Genomic DNA, 26,165 nt, shown 5'->3' on the forward strand with positions numbered 1-26,165 from the left:
GAAAGCGTTGACCCGGGCCGCCGCTCGCCTTAATGCCTTTCAGTTAAATAATTGAATTCAGCGTGAGGCATTGCCTCGTGTTTGCGCGCAGAAAATCAAAGGCAACACCCTTGAGCAAATCACCAAAAAGCGGAGCTCCACGAGCTCGCAATGCGCAGTCCAAAAATGGCGGAGCACGACAGGACGGTGGTCCAAAGCGTGGCTTTGCGCCTAAACGCGATAATCGTGACACTCGCGATAACCGCGGCGGCAAAAAAGACAGCGCTCCTACGTCCCGGTCTCAATCTCAAAGACGTGAGCAGCCCCGCTCCGCTCCGGCACCCGTTGTTGTAGAGCAGATCGTGCGGGAACATAAGCAAACGTCTGCCCGCTTTAAAACACCGGCCAGTGTTCTGCCTGTTATGGTGGAGATGGACGGCTGGGATGATTACGCCCTGCTGGACATGGGGCACGGCCAGAAGCTTGAGCGTTATGGCCGTTATAAACTGATCCGCCCTGAGGCGCAGGCCATGGGCGCTCCTCGCCTGCCGGAAAGCGAATGGAAGAGCGCAGACGCGATCTTCACTGGCGATATGGAAGAGGAAGGCCCGGGTCGCTGGAAGTTCGCCAAGCAGGTGGATGAAATCTGGCAGATGCAATACGGGCCTGCCACCTTCAACGGTCAGTTCATGTCCTTCCGCCATGTTGGCGTGTTCCCGGAACAGGCCGCCCACTGGGATTGGGTTGGTGAGCAGATTAAGAAAGCAAATCGCCCTCTCAAAGTGCTCAACCTGTTTGGTTACACTGGCATGGCCTCGCTGCTTCCTGCTGCCTTGGGCGCGCAGGTAACGCATGTGGATGCCTCCAAGAAGGCAATCGTTTGGGCACGAGAGAACCAAGAGCTTTCCAACCTGACCGACAAGCCAATTCGCTGGATCTGTGATGATGCGATGAAGTTTGTGGAACGGGAAGTGCGCCGTGGCTCCACGTATGACGGGATTATCCTGGATCCGCCGAAGTTTGGCCGCGGACCGAATGGTGAAGTTTGGGACTTTTTTGAAAGCGTGCCGCATATGCTGGCTTGCGTTCGTAAGTTGTTGTCTCCGAACGCGCAATTTGTGCTGATGTCCAGCTACGCTATCCGCGCCAGCTTCCTCTCCTCTCATGAATTGATGCGTGAATGCCTTGATGGCCTGCCGGGAACAATTGAATCTGGCGAGCTTGCTATTCGCGAACAAAACGGACCACGTTTGCTCTCAACCTCCCTCTTCAGCCGGTGGAGCGCACCTGATAACAACAAGGTAAAGGGAGCATAACTCCATGGAATTTAAACAAAACCAACGTCAGGGTGCGGTTAAGCAGATTACATCGCACACCAACCCGATTGTAAAAGAAATCAAAGGTCTGGTTGCACAGCGCAGACATCGCCGTGACAGCGGGTTGTTTGTTGCCGAAGGGCTCAAGCTGGCCACGGATGCGCTGGATGCAGGTTGGGGCGTGCGTTACCTTGCCCTTGGACCTGAGGCCCGCGAAAACGACATAGCGCTTACCGCTGCTGCAAAGGCTAAGGCTCGCGGCGCGATGATCCTTGAAGTCAGCACGCCTGTGCTTGGCGCTATTACCCGCCGTGATAACCCGCAGATGGTTGTTGGTGTCTACGAGCAGCAAACGCTTGCTCTTGCTGACATTAACCCGAAAGATTCCACGACATGGATCGTTCTGGACCGTGTGCGTGATCCGGGTAACTTGGGCACAATTATCCGTACCGGAGATGCTGTGGGGGCCTCTGGTGTCATCTTGATTGACGACACCACTGATCCGTTTGCGGTCGAGTGTGTACGGGCCACGATGGGCTCGTTGTTCCACATGCCGCTTGTCCGCTGTACGAGCGATGAATTTGTCGCCTTCCGCAAAAAATGGCCCGGCCCGGTGGTTGGAACACATTTGAGCGGGACAAAAGACTATCGTGACGTAAAATACAAAGAACCAGTGCTTTTGATGATGGGTAATGAGCAAGCGGGTTTGAGTGACAAACTTGCTGATATTTGTTCTGAACTGGTCAAAATTCCGCAGGCTGGGCAAGCAGATTCGATGAATCTGGCTGTTGCGACTGCCGTGATGCTTTTTGAAGTGCGCCGGAATTATTTGAAGCTGTAAACCGAAGCAAATTGCCTCTACTCTAGGGAACGCAAATTGCTTTATCATGTTGGGATCGCGCGTATTCCAATCCGAAAATCGCGGGCCACTTTTCGGGAATACGCATGTGTCGAGCGTATTCTGATCCGAAAACCGAAGGCCACTTTTCGGGAATACGCAATAGGGGGCTTGGAATGCGCTTGTTGATTTTGGGAGCTGGTTATTCAGCTCGCCATTTTGTGAAAATGTATGGAACTGAGTTTTCCTGGATTGGCGGGACGACCCGCACTGAAGAGAAAACGACCGAGCTGAAATCCTGTGGAATCCATCCCATTGTCTTTGATGGCACAACAGCAAGTGACGAGTTGCTGGAGGCGCTCTCTACCGCAACCCACATTCTTGTGTCAGCAGCCCCAACGGCTGACGGTGACCCTTTGCTAAATGCTGCGCGTGATGCTGTTGCAAAAGCAAAGCCGAAGGTGATTTGTTACTTGTCGACCATTGGGGTTTATGGCGACCACAAAGGGCGCTGGATCACAGAAAACGCTGATTGTAATCCAACATCCACCCGCTCCAAGCAACGTCTTGTAGCCGAAAAGGAGTGGCTGGCGTTTTCTAAAGAAACCGACATTCCGGTGAATATTTTGAGACTAGCTGGCATTTATGGCCATGGCCAGAATGCACTTTGTAATCTGGACAAGGGCACGGCCCGCCGGATCATCAAGGAAGGTCAGGTTTTCAACCGCATACATGTTACGGATATTGCTGGAGCTATTCAGCAGGTGTTTGAGGATAACGCATCCGGCATCTTTAACGTTTGCGATGATGCACCGTGCCCGCCTGAGGATGTTGTGGAACACGCTGCCCGGCTCATGGGTGTGGAACCGCCGCCCGCAATTGCCTTTGAGGACGCTGATTTATCGCCTATGGCAATCACGTTTTATGGTGAAGTTAAACGGACAAGTAATGCCAAGCTGAAGGGCTCGCTCGGCTATAAGTTCAAATTTCCAACCTACCGGGAAGCTCTGGATCATATGTGGAAGAACGGCTGGAGTTGATTCCAACCGCTCTCCGTCACCGTGCACCGGTTATAAAATAAATGTCTCGTGCTGAGGCAGGTCTCCTTCTATCTCATAGTAATCGCCCTTGCTGGCGCAGAAGATGTTGAAGGCCTGTTTCAGTCCTGTTGGTTCGCTCAAAAGGCCCGCGCTCAGATAGACCTCATGCGCAATATCCGGAATTTTATCGCCGTGGTAAAACAGGCTGCTGCCACAGTTCTTGCAAAACGCTCTGCGCGCATATTCAGAGGACCGGTAGTAGGAGATACTCTCCTCCCCCTTCTCGAACTGCAGAGCATCTAGTGGAACAGTAACGGCGTGGAACGGGCCACTGTTCCAACGGCGGCACATCGTGCAATGGCACAGGCCCACATCTTTGTGAGGGGCCTCCGCTTTAAAAGAAACCTCACCACACAGGCATTTCCCTGCGTACATTCGCATTTCAGACATTCCCATCTCCCCTAACTAGTCCGTTTGAGCAAACTGAGGGCGATCGCCCTCGATCTCGTAATAGTCGCCTTTATCTGCACAGAAGATATGCGGATCTGCCGTCAAACCAGTCGGTACTTCCAGTGTTCCGACTGCGATCGCAATACGGTGTTTAAACTCAGGAAGCCGATCAGCGTGCCAGAACAGATTGGACCCGCAATCCGGGCAAAAACCACGCCGCGCAAACTCCGAGGACTCAAAATATTTGACCTTATCTTCACCTGAAGTGAAATTCAGGTTTGCTAATGGCACGCTATACGCATCAAACGGACTGCTGCCCCACTGACGGCATTGCTTACAATGGCAGCTGCTCACAGGTTCGTTTGGTGCTTCACCTTCAAATGCAATATTGCCGCACAAACATCGGCCTTTAAACTGAATGTTTTTTGTCATTCTCTTCTCAATTCACGCTGGAAATTGGATTGCTGCAAACGAGACTCACTCATCGAATATAAAAAGAACATATAGAGAACATTTGTATTCAGCAAGCGTTCAGGTTAAATCTCTTATCTCAAATTTTATAGATTCTATTTTTGCTCAATTGAATCTGCAGCATACTGCGCAGATCAGGTGGGCACGTTATGGGGCACTGTTGGGAATGCGTGTATTTTTTATTCTGATAGCACTGAGCTTGGCACTAAGCGGATGTGCATCTCTCTCCGAAGATGATTGTAAGATTGGCGACTGGCAAGGCATTGGCGTTGTGGACGGCAAAGCGGGCAGAACCTCCGATAAACTGAACCAGCATACAAAGGCCTGCAGCAAATACAGCGTTTCTCCAGATGTGAATGCCTATCTAGCCGGGCGCAATATTGGCCTGCAAAGCTACTGCACTCCAATCTCAGGCTTTGAACAGGGCCGGGAAGGCAAGACCTATCAAGGAGTTTGCCCAATCGCTTCTGAAGAGAGCTTCAAAGTGGGCTACTCCCTTGGTAGTCAGCTCTACACCGCCAATGAAGCCGTGGAAGAAGCACAGAGTGAAATTCGCGAGATCCATTATCGGATCAGCAATCTTGAAGACATTGCAGGGAAAGATTGTAAATCTGGCAAGGACGGCAAGAGCTGCCGAAGAGCAGCAAAAGAAGCACGCGGTGACGTGTACCTTGCTCATGCTGGATTGCTTTTGGCGCAAACACGCCTCTTTACCGTGGAGCAACAGCACAATCGTGTTCGCAAAGATGTCACCGATCGTCTGCTTGACCTTGAACCGGGTTACAACCCCTCCTAGAATTTACGGGTAATTACAGATTCTTTTTGAAAAGGCGAGCTGATGAAAACGTGGCGCGTTTACCTCTCAGGCGAGATCCACAGCGACTGGAGAGAGAAAATTGAACATGGGGCAGCTGAGGCAGGCCTCCCGATTCATTTTGACAGCGCGGTAACTAATCACGAAGCCAGTGATGATTGCGGCGTGAAAATTCTGGGCGCTGAAGACAACGGTTTCTGGAAAGATCACAAAGGCGCAAAGGTCAATGCCATTCGCACGCGTACGCTGATTTCCGAGGCGGATGTTGTTGTGGTTCGCTTTGGCGATAAATACCGCCAATGGAACGCAGCTTTTGATGCCGGCTTCGCCTCAGCGCTTGGCAAGAGTATCATCGTGTTGCACGACCCAGCGCTCACTCATCCGCTGAAAGAAGTGGATGCTGCTGCACTTGCTGTAGCCGAAGAGCCTGATCAGGTTGTTGATCTGCTGCGCTACGTCATTCGCGGCGAGTTGTAAGCCCCTTCCAATTCAAGGGAAGACGCCAACTAAACACAGCCCTACACTTTTCCCAATTGCGGGTTCAAGTGTGGGGCTTTTTTGTCACCTGATTTGACCTGCCGATTTTGAAAAACAGGATCGATGCGTTGACTAGTGTTTCTGAACTTTTTGATTTTGACGAGTTTCCCGAAATTAACTTGCCGGATGACGGCCTTATTGTAATCACTCGCGTCCGAAATGAGATGTTGCGGCTACCTTATTTTCTTGAGCATCATCGCAGTATTGGCGCAAAACACTTTTTCATCATTGATAATGATTCAACAGACCAGAGTTCAGATTTTCTCATTGGCCAACCTGATGTGACTCACTTACCGACCAGCAAGCCTTATAAGAATTTTAAAAGCGAGTGGCTTTGGTCTGTTCTAAATCATTATTGCATGAATAGATGGGTTTTGCTTTTAGATGCAGACGAGCAATTTGTATATCCAGGCTGGCCGGATACTTCAATTGAGAGCCTTCTTAAATACTGGCAAGCGAAGGACGTCGAGGGCGTCTTAGCCCCGATGATAGATATGTATTCTTCGAAACCACTTAAGCATGTCAATTATCTTGAGAGCACCCCATTTTTGGACACCTGTCCGTACTTCGACACAACCAGTACTTGGGTATTATTCTATGATCCTAATGAATTTTCACCTAATTACGATCTGCGTGGCGGACCCCGTGGCCGACTGTTCGGAGTGCAGCCTAAAAAAAGTGTTGGGCCAGCTTTTCAAAGACCCTTAGAGGCTGTTCGGCATTATTGCTTAAAGCCATCCCGTGCCTGGGGGCCTCTGTCTTTTCAGAACAAAGCACAACGTAAACTGCATGGTTACCTGCCAAAAGAAGCACCATGTCTAAATAAGGTTCCATTGTTACGTTGGACGGGAAAACACACAGAAAAGCACGGTACTCATCGCGTAGACGCCAAAATAAAATTGGCTGACGATTGGTGTGCGCTACTTCATTTTAAGTTTTTCCAAGATTTCATAGGTCACGTGAAAGAAGAAATTATCCGAGGAGCTCGCCACAACAAAGGAATTGAGTACAAGAATTACTATAAAAATATTAGGCGAATACTCGATTGTTCAATGATATATAGTGGGTCTAGAAAATTTCAAGGCATATCCGATATTTATAATTCAGGACTAGTTCATTGTTCTGATGACTTACAATATTACATTGGCACTTCTTTTCAAACATCACAAAGGAAAGAGGAGCTAGCCTAACTCCTTGCAGAACTGAAACTTCAGAGGGGCAAAATGCAATTTTTCAGAGAAACCGAGCATAAATTGAAGATGCGGCACAATTTCAAGAAATTGCGCCGTATTAAGTTGGATGTCTCTCAACCGGCAATCGATCATCATGTAAAGGAATTGGTGGTGCGGGGATTGTACGAGGCTGAGGGATACCAACTACTCGCAGGTTTTTGAGCCCACACGACAAAGTTCTGGAACTAGGAGCCTGTATCGGCTTCATATCTTCATTTGCTGCAAAGACATGCAGTTCCAACAACGTTGTGTGCGTCGAAGCAAATCCCGAACTCATTCCGGTTATCAAAACCAATCATGCTTTAAACAATGTATCTCCCACAGTCGTAACCGGCGTTGCTTCTTTAGAAGATTATGACAAGTGTGATTTTTATATTGGAAAACGTGCTTATGGATATTCAACTTTACAGAGGAAGGGCAGCCGAAAAATCCAACAGCACTCTGCGGGTATTGAAGGCAGGGAGATCGACCTTCTTCCTCAGCTTAAACTGAGGGATATCAATCTCATTATCGAGGAATTTCATCCTTTTCTGAGTAGCTTTGATACAGTTACAGACTGCATCAAAACCATAATCGAAGAGGGGGTTTAGTCTTCGCGTTGATCAATGTCAGAATAGTTGTGTCGTCTTGCAACGGCAGGTCAGCCCCAAACCCGAAGAGCAAAATCAATTCAGTCACGCATTGAAGGCGATGAGTGTGTTGCCCCAGTGACGGCCTTTTACCCAGATTGGGGCTGAAACCAGTTTGACCATCACGATCTTGCCGCCGCCCATGTCGCGCCGATAGGTCTGCAAGCTGAAGGCCTTTGTGTTTTTGCTCGCCACTACGCCAACACGGTCATCAAACATTCTGCGGTTTCTGCAATTGGCTGCATTCCACACCGGGTCGTTGCCCTGCGGTTTGGAGTATTCTTTGCTGTGTGTAGGCAGGTACGCATTGATATCCAGAGCTGCGCAGAAGAGAATATGAGAGTCTTGTGATGTAACCGAGTGCTGAATGGATGGGAGGACCCGATCCGCCATGGATGTAAATGGAGCCACAAACTGCGGTGGGTTAGATCCCTCTACAGGCGTGTAGGTGAAGTCAAACAACTCATTGACGGAAATAAGCCTTGCATCCACTTCCGCTTCAAATGCATCCGATGTTCTTGAAGCAGTCTCTTTGACGACATCAATCATTTTCTGATTGATGTCGTCGCCATGATCTACAGCGACTTCTGCCAGCAGCGCATCAGTAGTTTGGGAGGTCCCCAACATCTGATCAGAGACCCGTCCAATGCTGTCGGCGTTCGCGGTGACAACACCCATCATCTCATCACCGTTGCGCAACAGTTTTGCGGTATCATCGTCATTACTCATGCAGGCTGATCGGATTGAATCAGTGTTGGTGGAAATATTGTCCACCATGGCCTCCAACTGATGGAAAAGGTCGTTTATAGATTGTGTGCCAGTTTCTGCTGTCGCCACGATATTCAACGCGCCCTTACCCAGATCCACCAGCGTGTCGGCCTCTTTGCCAAGCTGAAAAATGGTTTGGTCAATCTGCTCTGTCGCAACAGATGTTTGCGTTGCCAAAGCTTTTACTTCATTCGCAACAACCGCAAAGCCTTTGCCTGCATCCCCTGCTCGCGCCGCTTCAATTGTGGCGTTGAGTGCGAGCAAGTTTGTCTGGCGAGCGATCGCATCAATCGAGCTGGAGAACTGACGGACGTTGGCAAACGACGCCTGAAGCCCCTCCAACTGATTGTTTATGTTGCTGATGGTTGCTGACAGGCTGTTAATGCATGAAAGCGCACCGGTAACGGCTTCCTGAGACTTGGACATGGTATCGCGTGCGCCCGTGGTCTGTAGCGCCGTTTCTTCAACAGCTTCGCTCACCTCACGGTTACTTTCCACAACGCGCCCAGAGGCGTCCTGTAGGTTCTCCATGGCTGTTTTTAATACGCCCGCAGTGTTGTTTACGGATTCCAGCTCTCCCGCAGCTGTTGCCATACCCAACGCCAAGGCATCCAGTTCGCCAAACAAATGCGCACTGTCGACACCGCTGTTCGTCTTTGCTGCATCTACTTCCGAAACCTGGCTAACGACCTCTCCAGGGTCATTTGCCGCTTCTTTAGCAAGAACTTGTGCGTTACGTCGAAAAAAAACCATATCAAAAACCTCTCAATTGGGCAGAGATTTTCACATTTTTACTTACAGATTATTAACCTTGTCATTTATCTTTATTAGGTTTGCAACACACTGTATTATCAGGGATAAATGGGAAACACCCTGTGTTTAATTTTGTATTTTGAACCAATTATGTGTGATGCATATGATCTATCGTAAAATGAACCTCTCGGATCGGGAGGCTGTTATAGCCCTTTGGAAGGCAACTGGCGTTTACCGGAAATGGAATGATCCGGTGCGCGACATCCTTAAAGCCCTTGACGGAGAGCACTCTACAATTCTCCTCGGAGAACTTAATGGAGCAGTTGTTGCCAGCATTATGTGCGGGGAAGATGGGCACCGAGGCTGGCGAAAATTGGTTGCGAGACCGAGGAATATGGAAGATCAACTTGCTGGTTCGGGCGGATAACACCCAAGCATCTGCGTTCTATGAAAACATGGGATACGGCAATACCAAGTCCCTGTGCTTACAGAAGATTACTGAGCCGAGCTAGCTGCACTTAGCACCAGAACAGATTGCAATTAATCCGGCTCGACCATATTTTTTTCAAAGTCCGCTCAAATAAAAAAGCAGGCACCTCGCGGAACCTGCCTTTTCAAAAAGCATCTGCTTTCTACTCTAGCCCTTAAGCTACAGCAGCCTGCGCCTTTTCAACCAATGCTTTGAAAGCATCCGGCTGATTGATCGCGAGGTCAGAAAGAACCTTACGGTCGACTTCGATGCCAGCTTTAGTCAAGCCATCGATGAAGCGGCCATAAGTCATGCCCTGTTCACGGGTCGCAGCATTGATACGCTGGATCCAAAGTGAGCGGAAATTCCGTTTGCGAGCTTTACGGTCGCGATAAGCGTACTGTGCCGCTTTTTCGACTGCCTGCTTAGCAATGCGGATGGTGTTCTTACGACGGCCATAGTAACCTTTGGCTGCCTTAATAACTTTTTTGTGACGAGCGTGGGCGGTGACGCCTCTTTTTACACGTGACATGGTAGTCTCCTAGTGTCAGGTTTTAAGGCTTAGCCGTAAGGCAGATATTTTTTCACAATACGCGCATCAGCAGCACACAGTGTGGTTGTACCACGTGCGTTACGAATGAACTTGGTCGTGCGTTTAATCATGCCGTGGCGTTTGCCAGCCTGGCCACATTTAACTTTGCCAGTCGCGGTCAGTGAGAAGCGTTTTTTTGCTCCGGACTTCGTCTTCAACTTGGGCATTTTGCGTCCTTTCTAGTGATGATCAGAAAACTGACCAAAAATGTGCAATGGATGCATCAGAAGTCGCCACGGCATGCCCTATAATTCCTGTCTGATTCTTATGCGAGCACAAGACACAGGAAACCGCCGGGCGACTTTGAACGCGGCCTTATAAAACTGTCAGCGAATGATTGCAAGAGGATTCCCAGCTCTCACGGCAGCAATTTTACAAAGCCCGCTATGTAATCTGTCAGTTGATCACTTTTTGACTACTGCATGGCAGAGTTATACAGCCGCTGGCTTAAGAGTCTAGGGTCCAATACCCAGTTTTTCCGCGGTTTTTTGCCAATCCTCAAAGAGATGACAGCAAGCTTCCCGCTCCACCCCCTCTATGATTTTGCAGGGTGGTTTTAACTGGGTATGCACTGCTATATCACGCGCCCTCAGATCCATAGTCTGTGGCCAATAGGCATTTGCGTCTTCATTGGTGAATGCTCCAAAGACCAGAGTATCAAACCCAGCCCAAATCGTAGCGGCCATACACATGGCACAAGGTTCGCAGGTGCTGTAGAGGATGCCGCCGTCGAAGCTGCGGCATTTGTAGGCTTTACTGGCAAGCCTGATTGCGTTGACTTCCCCATGGCAAGTGGGATCGCACTCTTTGATGACGGTATCATAAGCCTGCGCCAACAGCTCCCCTTCTGCGGAATAGATCGAACAGCCGAAGGGTGATGGAAAAGGCGTGTTGAACGATGTCGCGGTGAACGCGATCAGGTTTTGCATACGCTGGTGATGGAGTTCGAGATCGATCGGCACCATCATTGGCTTTCCTACCCCACGGCGACGCTCATCTTGTTTGGTTGAGTTCAACCAATGCTGTGCCTAGAAACGAAAATACCCGACACTGTGTGCCGGGTAATCTCTAAATTCTATGGGTTGTTACCAGTTCGCTACACAGACAATCTCCGGAGCTAGTTGGCCACATCCTCTTAACGAGAAATAGGTGAGAGCACCATCATCATCTGCCGGCCTTCAAGCTTCGGATGGGATTCGACCTTAGCGAATTCGGCGGTCTCTGCCCTTACCTTATGAAGCAATTTCATGCCGAGATCCTGGTGGGCCATTTCACGACCACGGAAGCGAAGAGTAACCTTCACTTTATCACCATCATCAAAGAAGCGCTTCATGTTCCGCATCTTCACATCATAGTCATGAGTGTCGATGTTCGGGCGCATCTTGATTTCTTTAATCTCGACGACCTTCTGCTTCTTGCGTGCTTCAGCAGCTTTCTTCTGGGCCTGGTATTTGTAGCGACCATAGTCCAGAATCTTACAGACGGGTGGTTGACTGTTCGGAGCAATTTCGACCAGATCCAAACCTTGTTCCACCGCCATTGCGAGGGCATCTTCGATTGGGGTCGGACCGAGGTTTTCACCTTCGGTATCGATCAACTGCACTTCGCGAACGCGAATTTCTTTATTTGTGCGCGGCCCATCCTTAGTGGGGGGCGGTGCGCGAAACGGACGGCGAATGTGAGTATCTCCTCTTTAGACTGCCGAACTTGCGAAACTTAATTACAGTTCAATGACGGGTTCCAGCTGTTTCGTCAAGTCGAGAAACGTATCCTAGGAACATCATTTTGATTGCATCACTAGAATCTGGAAAAATGTCGCGTAAGTCAACATAAGTTTTTCGTGTTCTTTTACAACATATACACCCAATTAGCGGTTCTTGGGTAAGAATTCGCGGTAGACGCACAGTGTTGCATCACACATGGCCTGTTTGGTGAATGCCTGTTTAACATGGTGCTGTGCTATTTCTGCAAGTTTTGCCCGCTCTTCTGCACTCATATCCAATGCTTTGGACATTATTTCGCAAAGTTGCTCTGCATTTCCGCTTTCAAAATGCCAACCGGTCCGCTGTTCCTCGTTCACATGTGGCGGTACAAGAACAGTTTCCGGTACAGCACCAATGTTGGACACGATGATTGGAACGCCAGCAGCCTGCGCTTCAACAGCGGCACGACCAAAGGCTTCGGCTTCAATTGAAGCAACCACGGACAAGTTGGAAATAGCGAGGGCAGCGGGCACATCTGAGCAATGACCGACGATGCGAACCTGCTCTGCAAGGTCTGCCTCTGCGATTTGCAGTTCTAAAGATTGGCGGTAAGTTTCCCTGCCCTGATCATCACCCGCCAGCACAACAAGAACATCATCATACCCACCTTTGGCAATCAATTGACGGGTTGCTTCAATGAGCAGGCGCTGACCTTTCCAGGTTGTTAAACGAGCAAGATTCATCACAACACGGCGATTGTCTGAAACGCCCCATTTAGCTCTCAACTCTGAAGTGCGCTCTTCGCTGATGTTTTCACGTTTCAAAGCTTCCATGTCAGACCCGCGATAAATCACCGAGGTGCGCCCCTTTGTTTTTGGGTCGCGACGCTCAACAAGATCTGCAGTAAAGCGAGAGTTTGCGATAACACGGTCGCCGCGTGTCATGGAGGAATTGTAGAACGCTTTGAGTGCGTTCGTTTCCTTGTAAATGCCGTGATACGTGGTGATGTATGGAATTTTTAACCGATTTGCAGCCCATAGAGCAGACCAAGCAGGGGCTCTTGAGCGCGCATGTATGACCTCAACCTTATTTTCCCGGCAGATCTTTTCGATTGCATAGGAGTTACGCCACATCACCCATGGGTTTTTGGATTTCGCCTGTAGTAGAAAATGTTTTGTGCCAGTTGCCTCCAGCTCCTCCACCATACGTCCACCTTGAGAAACGACAAGGCTGGTCCACCCAGCATTTACAATTGCTTCAGCCACATCAATGGTTGTGCGTTCGGCTCCTCCAGTTTGAAGGTCGGGGACAATTTGTAAAATGACTGGCACTTTGGACATTTCTCTATGTTTTTTGGGGGGGCATGGAACTATGCTCTGCCCAAATTATGGGTGGGCGCAGCTTGTGGCGCAAGGTTTTGGGTTCAAACATTTGCTCGACCACCATAAGTCGAAAAGCGTTTGGAGGTTATGAATGAGTGCTGACTTACCCCAATTCATCAGCGTTGGCAAAGGTGAGAATGAGCGACAGATTGCAGTGCGTCACGATGAACGTAGCGCACCCGGCATTCTTTGGCTCTCAGGCTTTAAATCTGACATGTTGGGCATCAAAGCAGACGTGCTTGCCAAGTGGGCGGAAAAGCAGGGCCTGACCTGTACACGCATGGACTATTCCGGCCACGGTGAATCCGGCGGCGAGTTTGTCGATGGCACTATTTCTCAATGGCTGGAAGAAGCCGTTGCGGTTTTCAAGCAGTTTTGTAAAGGCCCGACGATAATTGTTGGCTCTTCCATGGGCGGTTGGATGGCACTGCTGCTGGCAAAAGCTTTGCACGGACTTTCTGAGAGGGGTGACGGAACACTCTCAGGCATAGTGCTGATTGCACCAGCCCCTGATTTCACTGAGGAACTGATGTGGAAGCATGAGTTCACCGATGAGATGAAAGCCGAGATCATGGAGAAAGGCCGCTTTGAGCGCCCTTCCGAGTATGATGACAGTCCTTACATCATCACGCGTGAGCTGATTGAGGATGGCCGGAACAACCTAATTCTTGACGAACCGATTATCACCAACTGCAAAACAATCATTCTGCAAGGCCAGAAGGATGATTCAGTGCCGTGGCAACATGCTCTGCGCATCGTTGAAGGCATTGCCTATGATGATGTGGTTTTGACGCTGGTTAAAGATGGCGACCATCGCCTGTCACGACCAGAAGATCTGGACAGAATGCTAAAGGCGGTCGCAGAACTCGCCCAGCGCTAGCAGCATCGAAATGCGATTAGGCTTCTGCTAGTCGGGAGCCTAAAGCGCAGCTCCACCGGCTTGCCCGCACAAGCTCTTGATTTCCTCCACAAACCATTGGTAGCGCGCAGGTAGAGATTTATATCTCTTCGTGGTGAGGTAAAGCTTGTCGCTGACGGGCTCTTTCAGCTCCACAAGTCTGATTTTTTCTTGGGCCTCAAAGCTCCGCACAGCCATATCTGGCAGAACTGTAAAGCCTAGGCCGTTCGCAACCGGTACTAAGATCTGGCTGAGTTGATTGATGTAGCCTGCTGTCCTTTTAGGTACCAAGGCTCCCGATAATTCAGGATAATTTGCCGTTAGCAATCGCTCTGCATAATGGTGCCCGTCTGGGTGATCGATAAAGCCCAGCGCATTAAGTTGGTCCAGCGTAGGCGTTGCATCCTCCAAGCTTGCAGGAACAACCAGACATAACAGCTCTGTCCCAATCCCCTCTTGTTCCAATGTACTCAGGCTCGTCTGCTGGGTGACAATGCCTAGATCCACCTCATTTTCCTGCAAGAGCTGAAGGATGCGATGGTTGGGAGCGACTTCAACATTGATGGTTATATGAGGGTGCTGATGCTGGCGAGCCAAGAGCTTGGGGTAAAGGTAAAGCGCCATTGAGCCTGAACAGGCTATGCGGATCGCGCCGGTGAACGGATCATCCTGCTGGATGGCATTGCGCAGTTCTACCTCCTGCTCCACAGCCGTATTCGCATAGGCGAGCAGCAAGTCCCCTTCCCGCGTCAGCTCAAAACCCTTGCCGATTTTGGTGATAAGCGGTGCCCCAACTTGTTGCTCCAGCTTTTTCAAGTGTTGGCTTACACCGGGCTGGGTCATGTTCAGCTGGTTGGCTGTTTGGGTAAAGTGGCCAGTTTCAGCAAGCTTGATGAAGGTTTGGAGCCAGAGAGAATTAAACATGCCGCATGATACATAATTTCAGATTATCATAAAACTAATATATGATAATTTTTCATTCTCTCACACTCTTGCTACATCCAATGCAACCGAGGCTCCTCCCAAGCCTCTTTTATCAAGCGCAGTGAGGTTCACTATGTCTGCTCCCTACCCAAGACGATTTTCTCATATCGGCCTTTCCATTCCTGACATCGACGCAGCGGTCAAATTCTATCGTGATGTTATGGGCTGGTACATCATTATGGAGCCCAGCGAGGTTGTTGAGGATGACAGCGCGATTGGTGAGATGTGCACGGACGTCTTCGGTGCAGGCTGGAAAAGCTTCAAAATTGCTCATCTTTCCACCAGTGATGGCATTGGTATTGAACTCTTTGAGTTTTCAAACAACGAAAACCCGGAGAACAACTTCGAATATTGGAAGACCGGCATTTTCCACTTCTGTGTTCAGGATCCTGACGTGGAAGGCCTTGCCGCAAAAATTGAAGAAGCTGGTGGCAGACGCCGCATGAAAGAACCGCGCTACTACTACCCTGGTGAGAAGCCATACCGCATGATCTACATGGAAGATCCATTCGGGAATATTCTGGAGATTTACAGCCATTCCTACGAACTTCAGTATTCCAGTGGTGCCTACAAGGATTCTTAGAGACCGGCCAAGATATGCATGAATAATTTTAATCGAGCACATCTCAATCTGTCGCCACTGTTTTATCGCAGATGTAAGGCGTTTACCGCCAAATGGACCTAATTTCTGACAGACAGTGAAGGCTAGCAGTCCATGTCAAAAGAGGTTCAGGTGGCAATCGCCTTTTTTTCCGCCGATGGGCATACAGAGGCGATGGCTAAAGCAGTTGCCAGAGGTGCACGTGAAAATGGTGCCACCGTTGTTTATGTCCCAGTCAGTGAATTTGAAGATATCGATTGGAGTACACTAGAAGCAGCCGATGCAATTGTATTTGGCAGCCCGACCTATATGGGTGGGGTTGCCGCTCCTTTTAAGGCCTTCATGGATGCCTCCTCCACCGTTTGGTACAAGCAAGGCTGGCTTAACAAAATTGCGGGTGGCTTTAGCGTTTCAGCGTCCATGAGCGGTGACCGGCACAACGTATTCCTGCAAATGTCAACTTTTGCAGCTCAGCACGGTATGATCTGGGTAAGCCTCGGCATGCCTCCCGGTAACAATTACAGTTATGGCAGTGACGAAGACCTCAATCGGCTGGGCACTTATTATGGAGCCGCAGGCCAAGCCAATATGGATGAAGGTCCAGAGGCAGCCCCGCCCCAATCTGACAGGGACACGGCTTTTGCTTATGGAGGACGGATTGCGAAGGCTGCACGTCGTTGGGTAGAAGGCGCAGAATAACAGCCTGACTAATGCCTGACTGGTCACAATTAGCCCAATTCCACCGACAATATGGTAGAATAAACATTGGGTGTTTGCCTTGGAGAAGTAAGTTGGCGTGGATTTGGCTTATAATAGCAGGGCTTTTTGAGATGGCTTTTGCGATCTGCCTGAAGCTGTCTGACAATTTTACCAAACCAGTCTATACAGTTCTGTTTGTCATCACCGCCTCGTTATCTTTCTACTGCCTTACCCGAGCTATGGTCTCCATACCCATTGGGACTGCCTATGCTGTTTGGACTGGTATTGGCGCGTCCGGTATCGCTCTTTTTGGAATCTTCTTTTTTGGTGAGCCAGTCACGTTTCTTCGGCTGTTTTTCATCGCGATGCTGGTTGGTGCCATAATTGGATTGAAGTTCGTTTCACCCAGCTAAATCTTAGGTTTAGCCATTTGTTCTGAAGTGTTTCGTCGTCTCTTTGATGGTGTTCCGCACCCATTTGACCATAGGGTCTCTATGGTAACGTTCATGCCAGTACAGGAAGAACTCCTGCCGGTGATCCTCCAGAAACTCCGGGACAGGACACGCGACAACATTGTGCCCTGTTAAAGTTCTCTCATCAAAAATGGAGGGAACCAAAAACATAAGGTCTGTTTGTCCGCAAAAGTTCATAGCTCCAAAAAAGCTACCGACTTTTACTGCAACATTTCGCTGATGCCCCAGCTTGGCCAGCTTTTCATCTATGATACTGTGGCCCGAGCCGGTGATCATGATTGTGATGTGGTCCTGCTCCACATAATCTTCCAGCGTGATCGCTTTGCCTGCTAGTGGATGAGCTTTATTGACGAGGCAACAGTACTTGAAGCGTCCCAGCGAAAAGCGGTGCAATTGACTGGTTGCCGATGTTGGACTGAGACCGGAGAAAGCAAAGTGCGCGTCCCCATTTTCCAGAGGACCGAAGGGAACCCGGATATCGCTTTTCAGCTCCAGTTTCATCTTAGGTGCTTGGTTTTTCAGTCTTCGCAGCAGCGGTGGACCGTAAAGGTTCACCTCCAGTTCCGGACCGAAAAAGCGGATGGTCTCCTGTGAATTGGCCGGATCAAACTGAGGCTTTGCAATAACTTCTTTCAGCGTAGCGAGCGCGGTTGGGAGCAGTGATTGTATCTCCAAAGCACGTTCGCTGAGCCCATATTCTCCTGCACTTCGCACCAACAATGGATCTTCCATCAAATCGCGCAGGCGTTGCAATGCACGGCTGACAGCTGAGCTGAAGCTGATGCGCTCATTTTCGGTTCTCCGACTTACTTGGGCAGCACCCTTGGCGTGATGGCACAAGCGAATGCGGATGAAGGTTCTGACGTCGCTCCGCCACAGGCTGACAGAGATACAGCGAAATTACTTGGTGGCAGAATTGCGGAAATTGCCAAGCTCATGACCCGAAAACTAGAGATGGCTTAACGCATAATTCACGGCGATTCCAAGTACTTGTGCTGCATAGAAAACACTTGCCATCTGTTCACCTCATTTTTGGGCAAACTCGATCAATATAAAGAAAAATAAATCACAAGATTACTGTATCGGGTTTGCCTATGAAAAAAAGAAAACGCATCATCCTCTCCATTGATGGTGGTGGAGCACGAGGACTTATTCCTGTTCGTTTGCTACGCGGCCTTGAAACCAAGCTTTTTGAGCGTGGAAAGTCTGCTCCACTTTGCCGTTACATTGACCTGATTTGCGGGACTTCGAGCGGTGGGTTTATTGCTGCGGGTCTTTCGGCTCCAAACCCTGACCGAGAAAAATACGGACAGCCGGCCATGACCTTGTTGGACCTGCAAGAGTTTTTTGAGGTGGATGCACGCGAACTTTACATGACGAACCGGCGCCATTGGATTCATCGCAAATTGTACCACGCGTTTGGCCAGTTCAACAAAGGCATTCAGGAACGCCCGCTTGAGCAAGTTTTTAAACAGCGCATTGGGTGGAGCGCGCTTTCCAGCAGCTTAACCAGCGTGGTTTTAACAGCCTATGATTTAAAAAACCGCCGTCTTGCAACAATGAGCAATAACTCTGCCGAGAGTGATGATTACTATTTCTGGCAGGCTGTTCGCGCCACGACCTCCTCACCCTCCTGGTTTGAGCCTGCCCGTGTTGAGAACCTAAGTACGGGTGAAGAAGAGATCATGATTGAAGCGGCTGGTTTTTTGAATGATCCAGTGCTCACCGCTTATGCCGAAGCACGGCGGCATGGTTGGAAACCACAGGACATCATTATCCTTTCTCTGGGCAGTGGTAACCCAGTGGAAGAGAAGCACAGCTTTAATGAGGCAGTTGGCTGGGGCACGCATGGGTGGCTTTCTCCAGAAACCGGTACGCCTTTGCTTTCCAGCTATATGCATGGACAAACGGCCTCCACCAGCAAGCAAGCTGATGTGTTGTTTGCAGATATGCCGGGTGTTGAATACATTCGCCTAGACGCAGACTTACCTCATTTTGGGAGCGACCTTTACAGTGTTCGCCCCGGAGAGGTTCTTCAGTTGAACCGGATTGCCGATGAGCTTTTAAAAACACATGGCGCACAGTTGGACAAGCTGGCTGACCTCATGGAAGAAAGACAGGACGGACCGGGCTTTTAGGCTTCACAATCTCCGCGCCTTTGCTACAACCGGAAGGTTATTTTGCAAAGGTGATTCACGTTAAAAAGTAAGCGTGAATGGGGGGGACTATGTTGGGATTGAAACGTCAGCTGATTGCGGCGGCCTATGCGGCCAGCCTTATGATGGTTTCGCTCCCGGCAGTTGCCCAAACGATCCCTATTCCGGGCACTAAGCCTTCTTTTTCAGAGGCAGACTACAGCAAAGCTCAATTGCGACAGCTTCAGTTTCCCGGTGCTGCCAAACAGCATTTTGGACACAAAAGGACGCCGGCCCGCTACCAACCGGCTGCCTTTGGCAGTTACGCAAAGGGCTGTGTTGCAGGCGCAGTCTCCATCCCCAAAGACGGTGAAAACTGGCAGGTGATGCGCCTGTCGCGCAACCGCAATTGGGGGCACCCTGTTCTGGTTGATTTCCTTCAGAGATTGGCCACAGATGCGCCCGCATTAGGTTGGAACGGATTGCTGGTTGGCGATATGTCTCAACCGCGTGGTGGCCCAATGCTGACGGGACATGCTTCTCACCAGATCGGGTTGGATGCAGATATCTGGTTGCGCCAAATGCCAGATTTTCGCTTTAGCGCTAAGCAACGCGAAAATGAAAGCGCTATCTCTATGCTCAACAGCAGTTTGAGCAAGCCGGGCGCAGACCGCCGCGTGAACCCCAAGCGTTGGACGGAAGCACATGCAAAACTTATTCGCCGTGCTGCACAAGATGATGGTGTGGCTCGCATATTCGTCAACCCAACCATTAAACGCGAACTGTGTAAATTTGAAAAAGGCGACCGTGCGTGGTTGCGCAAAATCCGGCCTTGGTGGGGACATCACTATCACTTCCACGTACGCATGGCCTGCCCCGCTGGTAGCTCGGAGTGTAAAAACCAAGCTACACCGGCAGCTGGGGATGGCTGCGGCAAAGAACTGACTTATTGGCTATCTGATGCGCCATGGGTCCCGAAAAAACCCAAGCCGGGCGAAAAGCCTAAACCACGCAAGCCGAAGCCTCAATTGACTGTGGCTGACCTGCCCAATGCCTGCACGACCGTATTGAAGGCAGAGTGATGAAAGTTAATAGCGGCGCTGTTGACCTGATCGTTCAGGGTGAGATCAGCGGAGACACCTTTCCGGCACTGGTTTTCTACCCCTCCTTGCATGAGGAAAACGAGGTTCGTAAAGGCCCTTATTCCATGCAGCTAGCATGGGAGGCACCCATCGCACCGGGGCATTTTCCGCTGGTGGTGATCTCGCATGGGACCGGAGGGACACATCTGGGTTATCGTGATTTGGCAAGGACCTTGGCTCGCGATGGGTATGTTGTTGTTATGCCAGAACACACCGGCAACAACAGAATCGACAATAGCCGTGAAGGAACTGACGAGAACCTACTGAAACGGCCACACCATATAACCGACGCGATTGATGCCGCTCTTTCTTCTGGTGCGCTGGGACACAGCATTGATGCAAGCCGGATAGCTGTTATTGGTCATAGCATGGGTGGCTACACGGCCTTGGCTGCCGCTGGTGGTAAACCGCGGAATGAGATGCGCGAGCCGATTTTGGTGAGAGCCGATGACCGTATACGCGCGCTCGTTTTGATGGCTCCAGCAACGCCATGGCTCCAAGGCAGCGGCACTTTGGATGAGATTACAGCAGCCTGCCTGATCTTTTCCGCCGAACATGACGTCTTCACCAACAGCTGGCACACGGACGTGGTCCTGAATGGCTACCCCGAACAATCGCCAATTCGGCATATCCCGATTGCGAATGCGGGGCACTTCTCGTTTATGAGTCCTTTTCCAGCCCCGATGAAGCAAATTCCAGGATTTTTGCCTGCTCAAGATCCTGAGGGCTTCGATAGAGAAGCTTTTCAACTCTTACTTGCAAAAGATATGATGGTGTTTTTTGAGCTGAATTTGTGAATTACTTACTTCACCAAATTCACGCATGCATGCAAGCTGTCTATTTGAAATAGATAAGTATCCACAACGTGTTGCAATTTTGGTACCGTATTGTATCGACTTCGCATACTTTACGCATATTTTGCATACCACATACAACGTTACGTTGAATTTCGACATCCAAGATAGTAGGTAATTTTCTCCGACAAACATTTTTGGTATAGACCTATGAAATATTATTCACTTATTGCTGCCAGCATCATTGCACTCAGTGCTTCCAATGCCTCGTCTGCTGATCTTTGGGAAAGCGCTTATATCGGCATTTCCGGCGGCGCATCTTTTGCAGCGGATTCAGACGTTACCAGCGGCACCTCATTGGGAAACGGAAACTCGGAATTTGACGCTGGCTTTAACGTTGAACTAAACGCAGGTTTACGCATCAACGAATATGTCAGGATTGAAGGTGAGCTAGGGTACCTTCAAAACAACTATAGCGAAATTGTAAATACGTCCATCGGAAAAGGCAAACAATCTGCTTTGTATGCCGTCACTTCAGTATACTTTGACTATCAGCTTACAGAAAACATTACACCATTCATAGGTATTGGTGGCGGTTTAGCTTCGTTCGAAATAGGAACCTTAACAGAAAAGGGCACTACAAGTTCAGGCAAACTTAAAGTTAAAGATTCTGTGACCCCCATCTTTAAGTTAAGTGTAGGTTCAGCTTATAAACTTTCTGACCGTGTAGATCTGACAGCAAGTTATGATTTTATGAAATCAGCCGACTATAAATTCAGCGGGCTTGGCGGTGAAGGGAAAACGGACTTTACGTCTCACCTTGCCCAGGTTGGTTTGCGTTATAATTTCTAAGTAGAAATGTCGCTGAGAGATTAGATAGTGAAGGGAGCTCAATGCTCCCTTTTTTATTTGTGGTCGTAGGCCGCAGGTGCCTCATCAGCATTCAAGAGAAGGCTCATCAACGTCAGATCTAACCAACGTCCGAACTTAAAGCCGACTTGTGGCAGTTCTCCGGTGACTTTGAAGCCGTATCGTTCATGAAGGCGGATTGAGCCTGTGTTCTCGCTGTCGATTGCACCGACAAGGACGTGATGCCGGTCCGCTTTGGCTAATTCAATCAGCTTTACCAGAAGAGCCGACCCTGCACCTTTGCCCTGCGCTTGCGGTGTGATGTAGACCGAATGCTCCATGGTTTTGTCATAGCCTGATTTGTCGCGGAATGGGCCGTAACTGCCATAGCCCAGCACTTCACCATTGACGTCTTCAGCTACAATGATCGGGAAACCACCCGCAATCCGTGCATCGAACCAGTTAGTCCGGTCTTCTAGCGTTTCCAGCGTATCCGTCCAGATTGCTGCCAGCGTTTTGACGGCATCGTTATGAATGTCCAGAAGAGCTGGAAGGTCGGTTTTGGTGGCGTCACGGATGATCATATAAGGCCCTGAAGTCGTTTGTGGTTATCACTCCTTTTAGGCCTCTCATATTTGGTAGAGCACAGCAACAAAAACAAACACTGCGAGGATTGAAGATATCGCAGTTAATCTCAGAGGAGCTTCAACAATCTCTCCTTGTGACCCGATGAAATAACAAAGGGCAAGCACAGGTGCTGAGAAAAATTTCACGTAAATTTAACTATGCTCAGTGAATATATAAACGAATACATACTAGGTAATTTTGAGGTTAACGATGCGTAATCATCAGCCATGACCCAAGTAATATGGGTATTGATCGTTTCTGCAACTTCTTCATTTTCACAGATCTAACTTCGCTCTTTGTGTCCGTCCATACCCCCCTTCAGGTGACGAGAAGAGCATGAGTTTATTGCAATTGGAACGACGCCATGTCCCGCATTTCCGGCCTGATCCTTTTCACCGCAGTTTCTCTTGTCGCTGGTAATTCATACGCGCAACAAATTGAAACAGATATGTATGTGACCCTCAAAGGGGCGACCGCTTTTACAATGCGAAGCACATACGATCCGATAGACAACAACCCACTCGACAAATACTCAACAGACTTTTCTGATGAATGGGCTGTTAGTGGGAGTATCGGAAGGCGATTGAACCAGTATGTGCGTGTTGAAGCTGAGCTGGGATATCTAACCAACACCATCGAAGATATTGACAGCAATGCATTTATTCTAACCGAAGGGGGCGGGACAAACCTTTCCTCGACCTACCTCATGGGCTCCGTATTTTTCGATCTACCACTGACGGAGCAACTCTCCGCGTTTGCCGGCGGCGGCATTGGCATTGCAAAACCGTCCATGGAAAAAACGGTCGTCAACGTTGCCACATCACCAGATACCCAAACCCGTAGTATGGAGACTGAGGATGAGTATGTGTTTGCCTTTAAGTTGTCCGGCGGCGTCTCCTACGAGATGTTGGAGAATGTGCATCTCATCGCAGATTACAGCTATTTCAGAACAAGCGGATTCGATGTGAAGCACATAACAAGGGTGAACTCTACTCCAGCTGCAGCTTCAAAAAACACGCTTAGCACTGAAATTGAGACACACATGATCGGCTTAGGCCTGCGCTACGATTTTTAATCAGATTCTCGATAAAACTACCGAGAGGTGGAAATGCATAAACATCTTCACCTCTCTTGCGCAATATCACTCGATTTATTAGTTACTTACATTTCATATAATACATTATATAGCAGTGATATTTACTTCAATATTTCACTTGTTCTGTGAATTACACCATTAATTATTTGGTAACACATAGATATTTGCGCGAATCTCCTTTCACGACTTCAGGAGATAGTGCGCAATGGGAAATTTTTCCTCAACTGTGATCATGTTAGTTTCTGCGTTATTGACGACAGGAGCACTCTCTACCCATCTACAGGCTGCTGACTTGGCTGAGGCGGCACAAGCGGCAGCAGCGGCGGCGGCTGAAAAGGCTGCGATGGGTATGTTTCCCCTCAAACCATATGCGGGCGCAAAGGGCTTTGTGTCTTATGCCCCGGACGGGGATTTTTATGCACCGAACGGTGGCAGGGCCAAATTCATCGAATACGACCTTGGCTGGAATGCTGCTGTGTTTGGAGGCGTGACTGCCGGTGATTTTGTGAAACTTCAGCTTGATACGGGGTACATCAGCAACGGCGTTGCCAACCTGTCTGGTGTTGAAGGTGGCAGTGGTACTGTTGCAGCAGCCTACGTGATGGCGGGTGTCGTGCTTTCGGCGCCCTTAACTCCGTTGACAAAAAAAGTTATTCCCTTTGCCGGGATTAGTGTCGGGGCTGCCTTTCCGGTTATCGGGACGATTACTGGAACAATTCCCAACGGGGATGCATTTTCCATTAAGGGGAGCCAATCGACCGTTGGTGCGCTTCTGGCCCGTGCAGGTGTTACCATCGTCATCACCCCAAAACTTGGTGCCTCACTTGAGTATGGGTTTTTCCAGACCGCAGATTTTTCACTGAATACAACAGACAATATCTCAAGCTCAGGAAATGCCTCGACTGATATATCGGCACATTTGTTTGGTCTCGGCTTCGAGTATCATTTTTGAGGGGTACTTCGGAAAATTGACGCTTTAACCAATGACTATTCACTTTATTGGCTGGAAAACACCTAAAAAGCGCGTGGGCGCCTATTATGTGCTTTGTCATAGAGCAAAGCAGTGGTAATTGAGCGCCCATGACGACCAAAACCTTGTCCAACATTCGCAATTTCTCGATTGTCGCGCACATCGACCACGGTAAATCAACCTTGGCCGATCGCCTCATCCAGGCTACCGGTACTCTCACTGATCGTGAGATGACGGAGCAGGTTCTCGATTCTATGGATATCGAGAAGGAGCGCGGCATCACCATTAAGGCTCAAACCGTCCGGCTGATTTATGATGGCGCAGACGGGGTGAAGTACACGCTGAACCTGATCGACACTCCAGGCCACGTAGATTTTGCCTATGAGGTCTCGCGCTCTCTTGCCGCTGTGGAAGGCTCCCTGCTGGTGGTTGATGCCTCCCAGGGCGTGGAAGCGCAGACGCTTGCGAACGTGTATCAGGCTATCGATAACAACCATGATATCGTGACCGTGTTGAACAAGGTTGATCTGCCTGCTGCTGAACCAGAGCGCATTAAAGAGCAGATCGAAGACGTCATTGGTCTTGATACGTCCAGCTCTGTGATGATCTCCGCCAAAACCGGCCTCGGTATTCCTGATGTTCTGGAGGCTATTGTTAAACAGCTTCCAGCACCAAAGGGTGACCCTGATGGCCCACTGAAGGCGATGTTGGTAGACAGTTGGTACGATACATACCTTGGTGTGATGGTTCTGGTTCGTATCATCGACGGTGAACTGAAGAGAGGCGACTCCATCAAAATGATGGGCACAGGCGCCGTGTATTCAATTGACCGCGTTGGTGTTATGACCCCTGCGTTTGTGATAACAGACCGTCTTGGACCGGGTGAGATTGGCGTTTTGACCGCTTCCATCAAAGAAGTGGCTGATACCCGCGTTGGTGACACTATCACCACGGACAAAAAAGGCTGCACCGAAGCGCTGCCGGGCTTTAAGCCTGCGCAACCTGTTGTGTTCTGCGGTCTTTTCCCGGTTGATGCCAACGACTTTGAAGACCTACGCGGCGCTATGGGCAAGCTGCGCCTCAATGATGCGTCTTTTTCGTATGAGATGGAAACATCGGCTGCGCTTGGCTTTGGTTTCCGCTGTGGCTTCCTTGGTCTGCTGCACCTTGAAATCGTTCAGGAGCGTTTGTCCCGCGAGTTCAACCTCGACCTCATCGCAACGGCACCCTCCGTTGTTTATGAGATGGAGATGAATGACGGCTCTCACTTTGAAATGCACAACCCAGCAGATATGCCTGATGTTGTGAAGATCAAAGAGATCCGCGAGCCATGGATCCGCGCCAACATCATGACACCAGATGAGTATCTGGGAGCTATTTTGAAGCTCTGTCAGGATCGTCGCGGCGTTCAGGTGGACCTTTCCTACGTTGGGTCCCGCGCTATGGTCACTTATGACTTGCCGCTCAACGAAGTGGTGTTTGATTTCTACGATCGCCTGAAGTCAATTTCCAAGGGTTATGCCTCCTTCGATTACGCCATCAGTGACTACCGTGCCGGTGATTTGGCGCGCATGTCCATTCTGGTGAATGACGAGCCAGTGGATGCGCTTTCTGTTCTGGTGCACCGGTCTCAGGCTGATCGCCGTGGCCGTGCCATGTGTGCGGTGCTCAAGGAGCTTATCCCTCGTCACATGTTCAAGATCCCAATTCAGGCTGCGCTTGGTGGCCGCGTGATTGCGCGTGAAACTCTTTCCGCTCTGCGTAAGGATGTGACCGCGAAATGTTACGGTGGTGATGCCTCTCGTAAACGCAAGCTGCTGGATAAGCAGAAGGCGGGTAAGAAGAAGATGCGCCAATTCGGGAAGGTTGAGATCCCTCAGGAAGCATTTATTCAAGCGCTTAAGATGGATGATTGAGCTACGGT

The 26,165-nt window shown here is 49.6% G+C and carries 31 protein-coding genes; 20 read left to right on the top strand and 11 right to left on the bottom strand.

The genetic code is table 11. From position 1 onward, the window contains the following. Positions 1-338: 338 nt before the first annotated feature. The 3 genes from BLS62_RS16005 (at position 339) to BLS62_RS16015 (ending at position 3,173) form a co-directional block, all read left to right on the top strand. Positions 339-1,295 (top strand): class I SAM-dependent methyltransferase, encoded by a 957-nt coding sequence (locus tag BLS62_RS16005; protein WP_244283643.1) that lies wholly within the window; start codon positions 339-341, stop codon positions 1,293-1,295. Between the two features lie 4 nt (positions 1,296-1,299). Further along, complete coding sequence (locus BLS62_RS16010; RefSeq protein ID WP_093182636.1) at positions 1,300-2,136, top strand: TrmH family RNA methyltransferase; 837 nt, start codon at positions 1,300-1,302, stop codon at positions 2,134-2,136. Positions 2,137-2,309: 173 nt separating this feature from the next. Further along, the gene (locus BLS62_RS16015; RefSeq protein WP_093182638.1) at positions 2,310-3,173 is read left to right on the top strand and encodes an NAD-dependent epimerase/dehydratase family protein; all 864 of its coding nucleotides are present in this window, start codon (positions 2,310-2,312) and stop codon (positions 3,171-3,173) included. A gap of 30 nt (positions 3,174-3,203) precedes the next feature. Here the strand turns inward: BLS62_RS16015 and BLS62_RS16020 are convergent, their stop codons facing one another. Together BLS62_RS16020 and BLS62_RS16025 are read right to left on the bottom strand one after the other, a co-directional pair. Next, positions 3,204-3,623: a GFA family protein gene (locus BLS62_RS16020; RefSeq protein ID WP_093182641.1), complete on the bottom strand. Its 420-nt coding sequence runs from the start codon at positions 3,621-3,623 to the stop codon at positions 3,204-3,206. A 15-nt stretch (positions 3,624-3,638) separates the two neighbouring features. Further along, positions 3,639-4,055: a GFA family protein gene (locus tag BLS62_RS16025; RefSeq protein ID WP_093182643.1), complete on the bottom strand. Its 417-nt coding sequence runs from the start codon at positions 4,053-4,055 to the stop codon at positions 3,639-3,641. A gap of 205 nt (positions 4,056-4,260) precedes the next feature. Here BLS62_RS16025 and BLS62_RS16030 point away from each other — a divergent pair, with 205 nt between their 5' ends. From BLS62_RS16030 to BLS62_RS16045, 4 genes are all read left to right on the top strand, one after another. Further along, positions 4,261-4,890, top strand: coding sequence for a DUF2799 domain-containing protein (locus BLS62_RS16030; protein ID WP_093189039.1), 630 nt, complete (start codon positions 4,261-4,263; stop codon positions 4,888-4,890). A 42-nt stretch (positions 4,891-4,932) separates the two neighbouring features. Beyond that, positions 4,933-5,385, top strand: a complete 453-nt coding sequence (locus tag BLS62_RS16035) for a YtoQ family protein (RefSeq protein WP_093182646.1) — start codon at positions 4,933-4,935, stop codon at positions 5,383-5,385. A 128-nt stretch (positions 5,386-5,513) separates the two neighbouring features. Next, on the top strand, positions 5,514-6,635 hold the full coding sequence (locus tag BLS62_RS16040; RefSeq protein WP_208990898.1) for a glycosyltransferase family 2 protein: 1,122 nt from the start codon (positions 5,514-5,516) through the stop codon (positions 6,633-6,635). Positions 6,636-6,835: 200 nt separating this feature from the next. Next, complete coding sequence (locus BLS62_RS16045) at positions 6,836-7,267, top strand: class I SAM-dependent methyltransferase (RefSeq protein ID WP_093182650.1); 432 nt, start codon at positions 6,836-6,838, stop codon at positions 7,265-7,267. A gap of 84 nt (positions 7,268-7,351) precedes the next feature. On the opposite strand, the gene BLS62_RS16050 is transcribed toward BLS62_RS16045, so the two are convergent. Beyond that, on the bottom strand, positions 7,352-8,827 hold the full coding sequence (locus tag BLS62_RS16050; protein ID WP_093182653.1) for a methyl-accepting chemotaxis protein: 1,476 nt from the start codon (positions 8,825-8,827) through the stop codon (positions 7,352-7,354). A 163-nt stretch (positions 8,828-8,990) separates the two neighbouring features. Between BLS62_RS16050 and BLS62_RS16055 the strand changes: the two genes are divergently transcribed. After that, positions 8,991-9,254 carry a GNAT family N-acetyltransferase gene (locus tag BLS62_RS16055; RefSeq protein ID WP_348271865.1) on the top strand — a complete coding sequence of 88 codons (264 nt, stop codon included), beginning with the start codon at positions 8,991-8,993 and terminating at the stop codon, positions 9,252-9,254. Positions 9,255-9,471: 217 nt separating this feature from the next. On the opposite strand, the gene rplT is transcribed toward BLS62_RS16055, so the two are convergent. The 5 genes from rplT to BLS62_RS16080 form a co-directional block, all read right to left on the bottom strand. Next, positions 9,472-9,828, bottom strand: a complete 357-nt coding sequence (rplT, locus tag BLS62_RS16060) for a 50S ribosomal protein L20 (protein ID WP_093182656.1) — start codon at positions 9,826-9,828, stop codon at positions 9,472-9,474. A gap of 29 nt (positions 9,829-9,857) precedes the next feature. Further along, positions 9,858-10,055, bottom strand: coding sequence for a 50S ribosomal protein L35 (gene rpmI / locus BLS62_RS16065; RefSeq protein ID WP_093182659.1), 198 nt, complete (start codon positions 10,053-10,055; stop codon positions 9,858-9,860). A gap of 288 nt (positions 10,056-10,343) precedes the next feature. Next, positions 10,344-10,856 (bottom strand): nucleoside deaminase, encoded by a 513-nt coding sequence (locus BLS62_RS16070; RefSeq protein ID WP_208990899.1) that lies wholly within the window; start codon positions 10,854-10,856, stop codon positions 10,344-10,346. A 167-nt stretch (positions 10,857-11,023) separates the two neighbouring features. Next, complete coding sequence (gene infC / locus BLS62_RS16075; RefSeq protein ID WP_093182661.1) at positions 11,024-11,566, bottom strand: translation initiation factor IF-3; 543 nt, start codon at positions 11,564-11,566, stop codon at positions 11,024-11,026. 189 nt (positions 11,567-11,755) lie between these two features. Beyond that, positions 11,756-12,931: a glycosyltransferase family 4 protein gene (locus BLS62_RS16080; protein WP_093182662.1), complete on the bottom strand. Its 1,176-nt coding sequence runs from the start codon at positions 12,929-12,931 to the stop codon at positions 11,756-11,758. Positions 12,932-13,064: 133 nt separating this feature from the next. On the opposite strand from BLS62_RS16080, the gene BLS62_RS16085 reads away from it, so the two are divergent. Next, on the top strand, positions 13,065-13,853 hold the full coding sequence (locus tag BLS62_RS16085; RefSeq protein WP_093182664.1) for an alpha/beta hydrolase: 789 nt from the start codon (positions 13,065-13,067) through the stop codon (positions 13,851-13,853). Between the two features lie 39 nt (positions 13,854-13,892). Here the strand turns inward: BLS62_RS16085 and BLS62_RS16090 are convergent, their stop codons facing one another. Next, entirely contained in the window at positions 13,893-14,795 is a 903-nt protein-coding gene (locus BLS62_RS16090; RefSeq protein WP_093182667.1) for a LysR family transcriptional regulator, read from the bottom strand. Positions 14,796-14,928: 133 nt separating this feature from the next. Here BLS62_RS16090 and BLS62_RS16095 point away from each other — a divergent pair, with 133 nt between their 5' ends. The 3 genes from BLS62_RS16095 to BLS62_RS16105 all read left to right on the top strand — a co-directional run bounded on the left by BLS62_RS16095 (position 14,929) and on the right by BLS62_RS16105 (position 16,568). Continuing rightward, the gene (locus BLS62_RS16095) at positions 14,929-15,438 is read left to right on the top strand and encodes a lactoylglutathione lyase family protein (RefSeq protein WP_093182669.1); all 510 of its coding nucleotides are present in this window, start codon (positions 14,929-14,931) and stop codon (positions 15,436-15,438) included. A gap of 132 nt (positions 15,439-15,570) precedes the next feature. Beyond that, positions 15,571-16,155, top strand: a complete 585-nt coding sequence (locus BLS62_RS16100) for a flavodoxin family protein (protein WP_093182672.1) — start codon at positions 15,571-15,573, stop codon at positions 16,153-16,155. Between the two features lie 92 nt (positions 16,156-16,247). Continuing rightward, positions 16,248-16,568 carry a DMT family transporter gene (locus BLS62_RS16105; RefSeq protein WP_093182674.1) on the top strand — a complete coding sequence of 107 codons (321 nt, stop codon included), beginning with the start codon at positions 16,248-16,250 and terminating at the stop codon, positions 16,566-16,568. Between the two features lie 9 nt (positions 16,569-16,577). Here BLS62_RS16105 and BLS62_RS16110 read toward each other — a convergent pair whose 3' ends face one another. Beyond that, positions 16,578-17,360, bottom strand: coding sequence for a LysR substrate-binding domain-containing protein (locus BLS62_RS16110; protein ID WP_093189045.1), 783 nt, complete (start codon positions 17,358-17,360; stop codon positions 16,578-16,580). A 96-nt stretch (positions 17,361-17,456) separates the two neighbouring features. Here BLS62_RS16110 and BLS62_RS32235 point away from each other — a divergent pair, with 96 nt between their 5' ends. From BLS62_RS32235 to BLS62_RS16135, 5 genes are all read left to right on the top strand, one after another. Then, a complete protein-coding gene (locus BLS62_RS32235; RefSeq protein WP_348271866.1) occupies positions 17,457-17,591 on the top strand; it encodes a hypothetical protein in 135 nt (44 codons plus the stop codon). Positions 17,592-17,722: 131 nt separating this feature from the next. Further along, complete coding sequence (locus BLS62_RS16120) at positions 17,723-18,766, top strand: patatin-like phospholipase family protein (protein ID WP_093182676.1); 1,044 nt, start codon at positions 17,723-17,725, stop codon at positions 18,764-18,766. A gap of 89 nt (positions 18,767-18,855) precedes the next feature. Further along, entirely contained in the window at positions 18,856-19,845 is a 990-nt protein-coding gene (gene mepA, locus BLS62_RS16125) for a penicillin-insensitive murein endopeptidase (RefSeq protein ID WP_093182678.1), read from the top strand. Continuing rightward, a complete protein-coding gene (locus BLS62_RS16130) occupies positions 19,845-20,702 on the top strand; it encodes an alpha/beta hydrolase family protein (protein ID WP_093182680.1) in 858 nt (285 codons plus the stop codon). The genes mepA and BLS62_RS16130 overlap by 1 nt, the downstream gene beginning before the upstream one ends. A gap of 207 nt (positions 20,703-20,909) precedes the next feature. Continuing rightward, complete coding sequence (locus tag BLS62_RS16135; protein ID WP_093182682.1) at positions 20,910-21,551, top strand: outer membrane protein; 642 nt, start codon at positions 20,910-20,912, stop codon at positions 21,549-21,551. Between the two features lie 53 nt (positions 21,552-21,604). On the opposite strand, the gene BLS62_RS16140 is transcribed toward BLS62_RS16135, so the two are convergent. After that, entirely contained in the window at positions 21,605-22,132 is a 528-nt protein-coding gene (locus BLS62_RS16140) for a GNAT family N-acetyltransferase (protein ID WP_093182684.1), read from the bottom strand. A gap of 407 nt (positions 22,133-22,539) precedes the next feature. Here BLS62_RS16140 and BLS62_RS16145 point away from each other — a divergent pair, with 407 nt between their 5' ends. The 3 genes from BLS62_RS16145 (at position 22,540) to lepA (ending at position 26,157) form a co-directional block, all read left to right on the top strand. Beyond that, positions 22,540-23,250: an outer membrane protein gene (locus BLS62_RS16145; protein ID WP_093182686.1), complete on the top strand. Its 711-nt coding sequence runs from the start codon at positions 22,540-22,542 to the stop codon at positions 23,248-23,250. Positions 23,251-23,476: 226 nt separating this feature from the next. After that, positions 23,477-24,223 carry an outer membrane beta-barrel protein gene (locus tag BLS62_RS16150; RefSeq protein WP_093182688.1) on the top strand — a complete coding sequence of 249 codons (747 nt, stop codon included), beginning with the start codon at positions 23,477-23,479 and terminating at the stop codon, positions 24,221-24,223. A gap of 128 nt (positions 24,224-24,351) precedes the next feature. Next, complete coding sequence (lepA, locus tag BLS62_RS16155; RefSeq protein ID WP_093182690.1) at positions 24,352-26,157, top strand: translation elongation factor 4; 1,806 nt, start codon at positions 24,352-24,354, stop codon at positions 26,155-26,157. Positions 26,158-26,165: the final 8 nt, after the last annotated feature.

It is taken from the genome of Pseudovibrio sp. Tun.PSC04-5.I4 (genome assembly GCF_900104145.1).
Classification (GTDB): domain Bacteria; phylum Pseudomonadota; class Alphaproteobacteria; order Rhizobiales; family Stappiaceae; genus Pseudovibrio.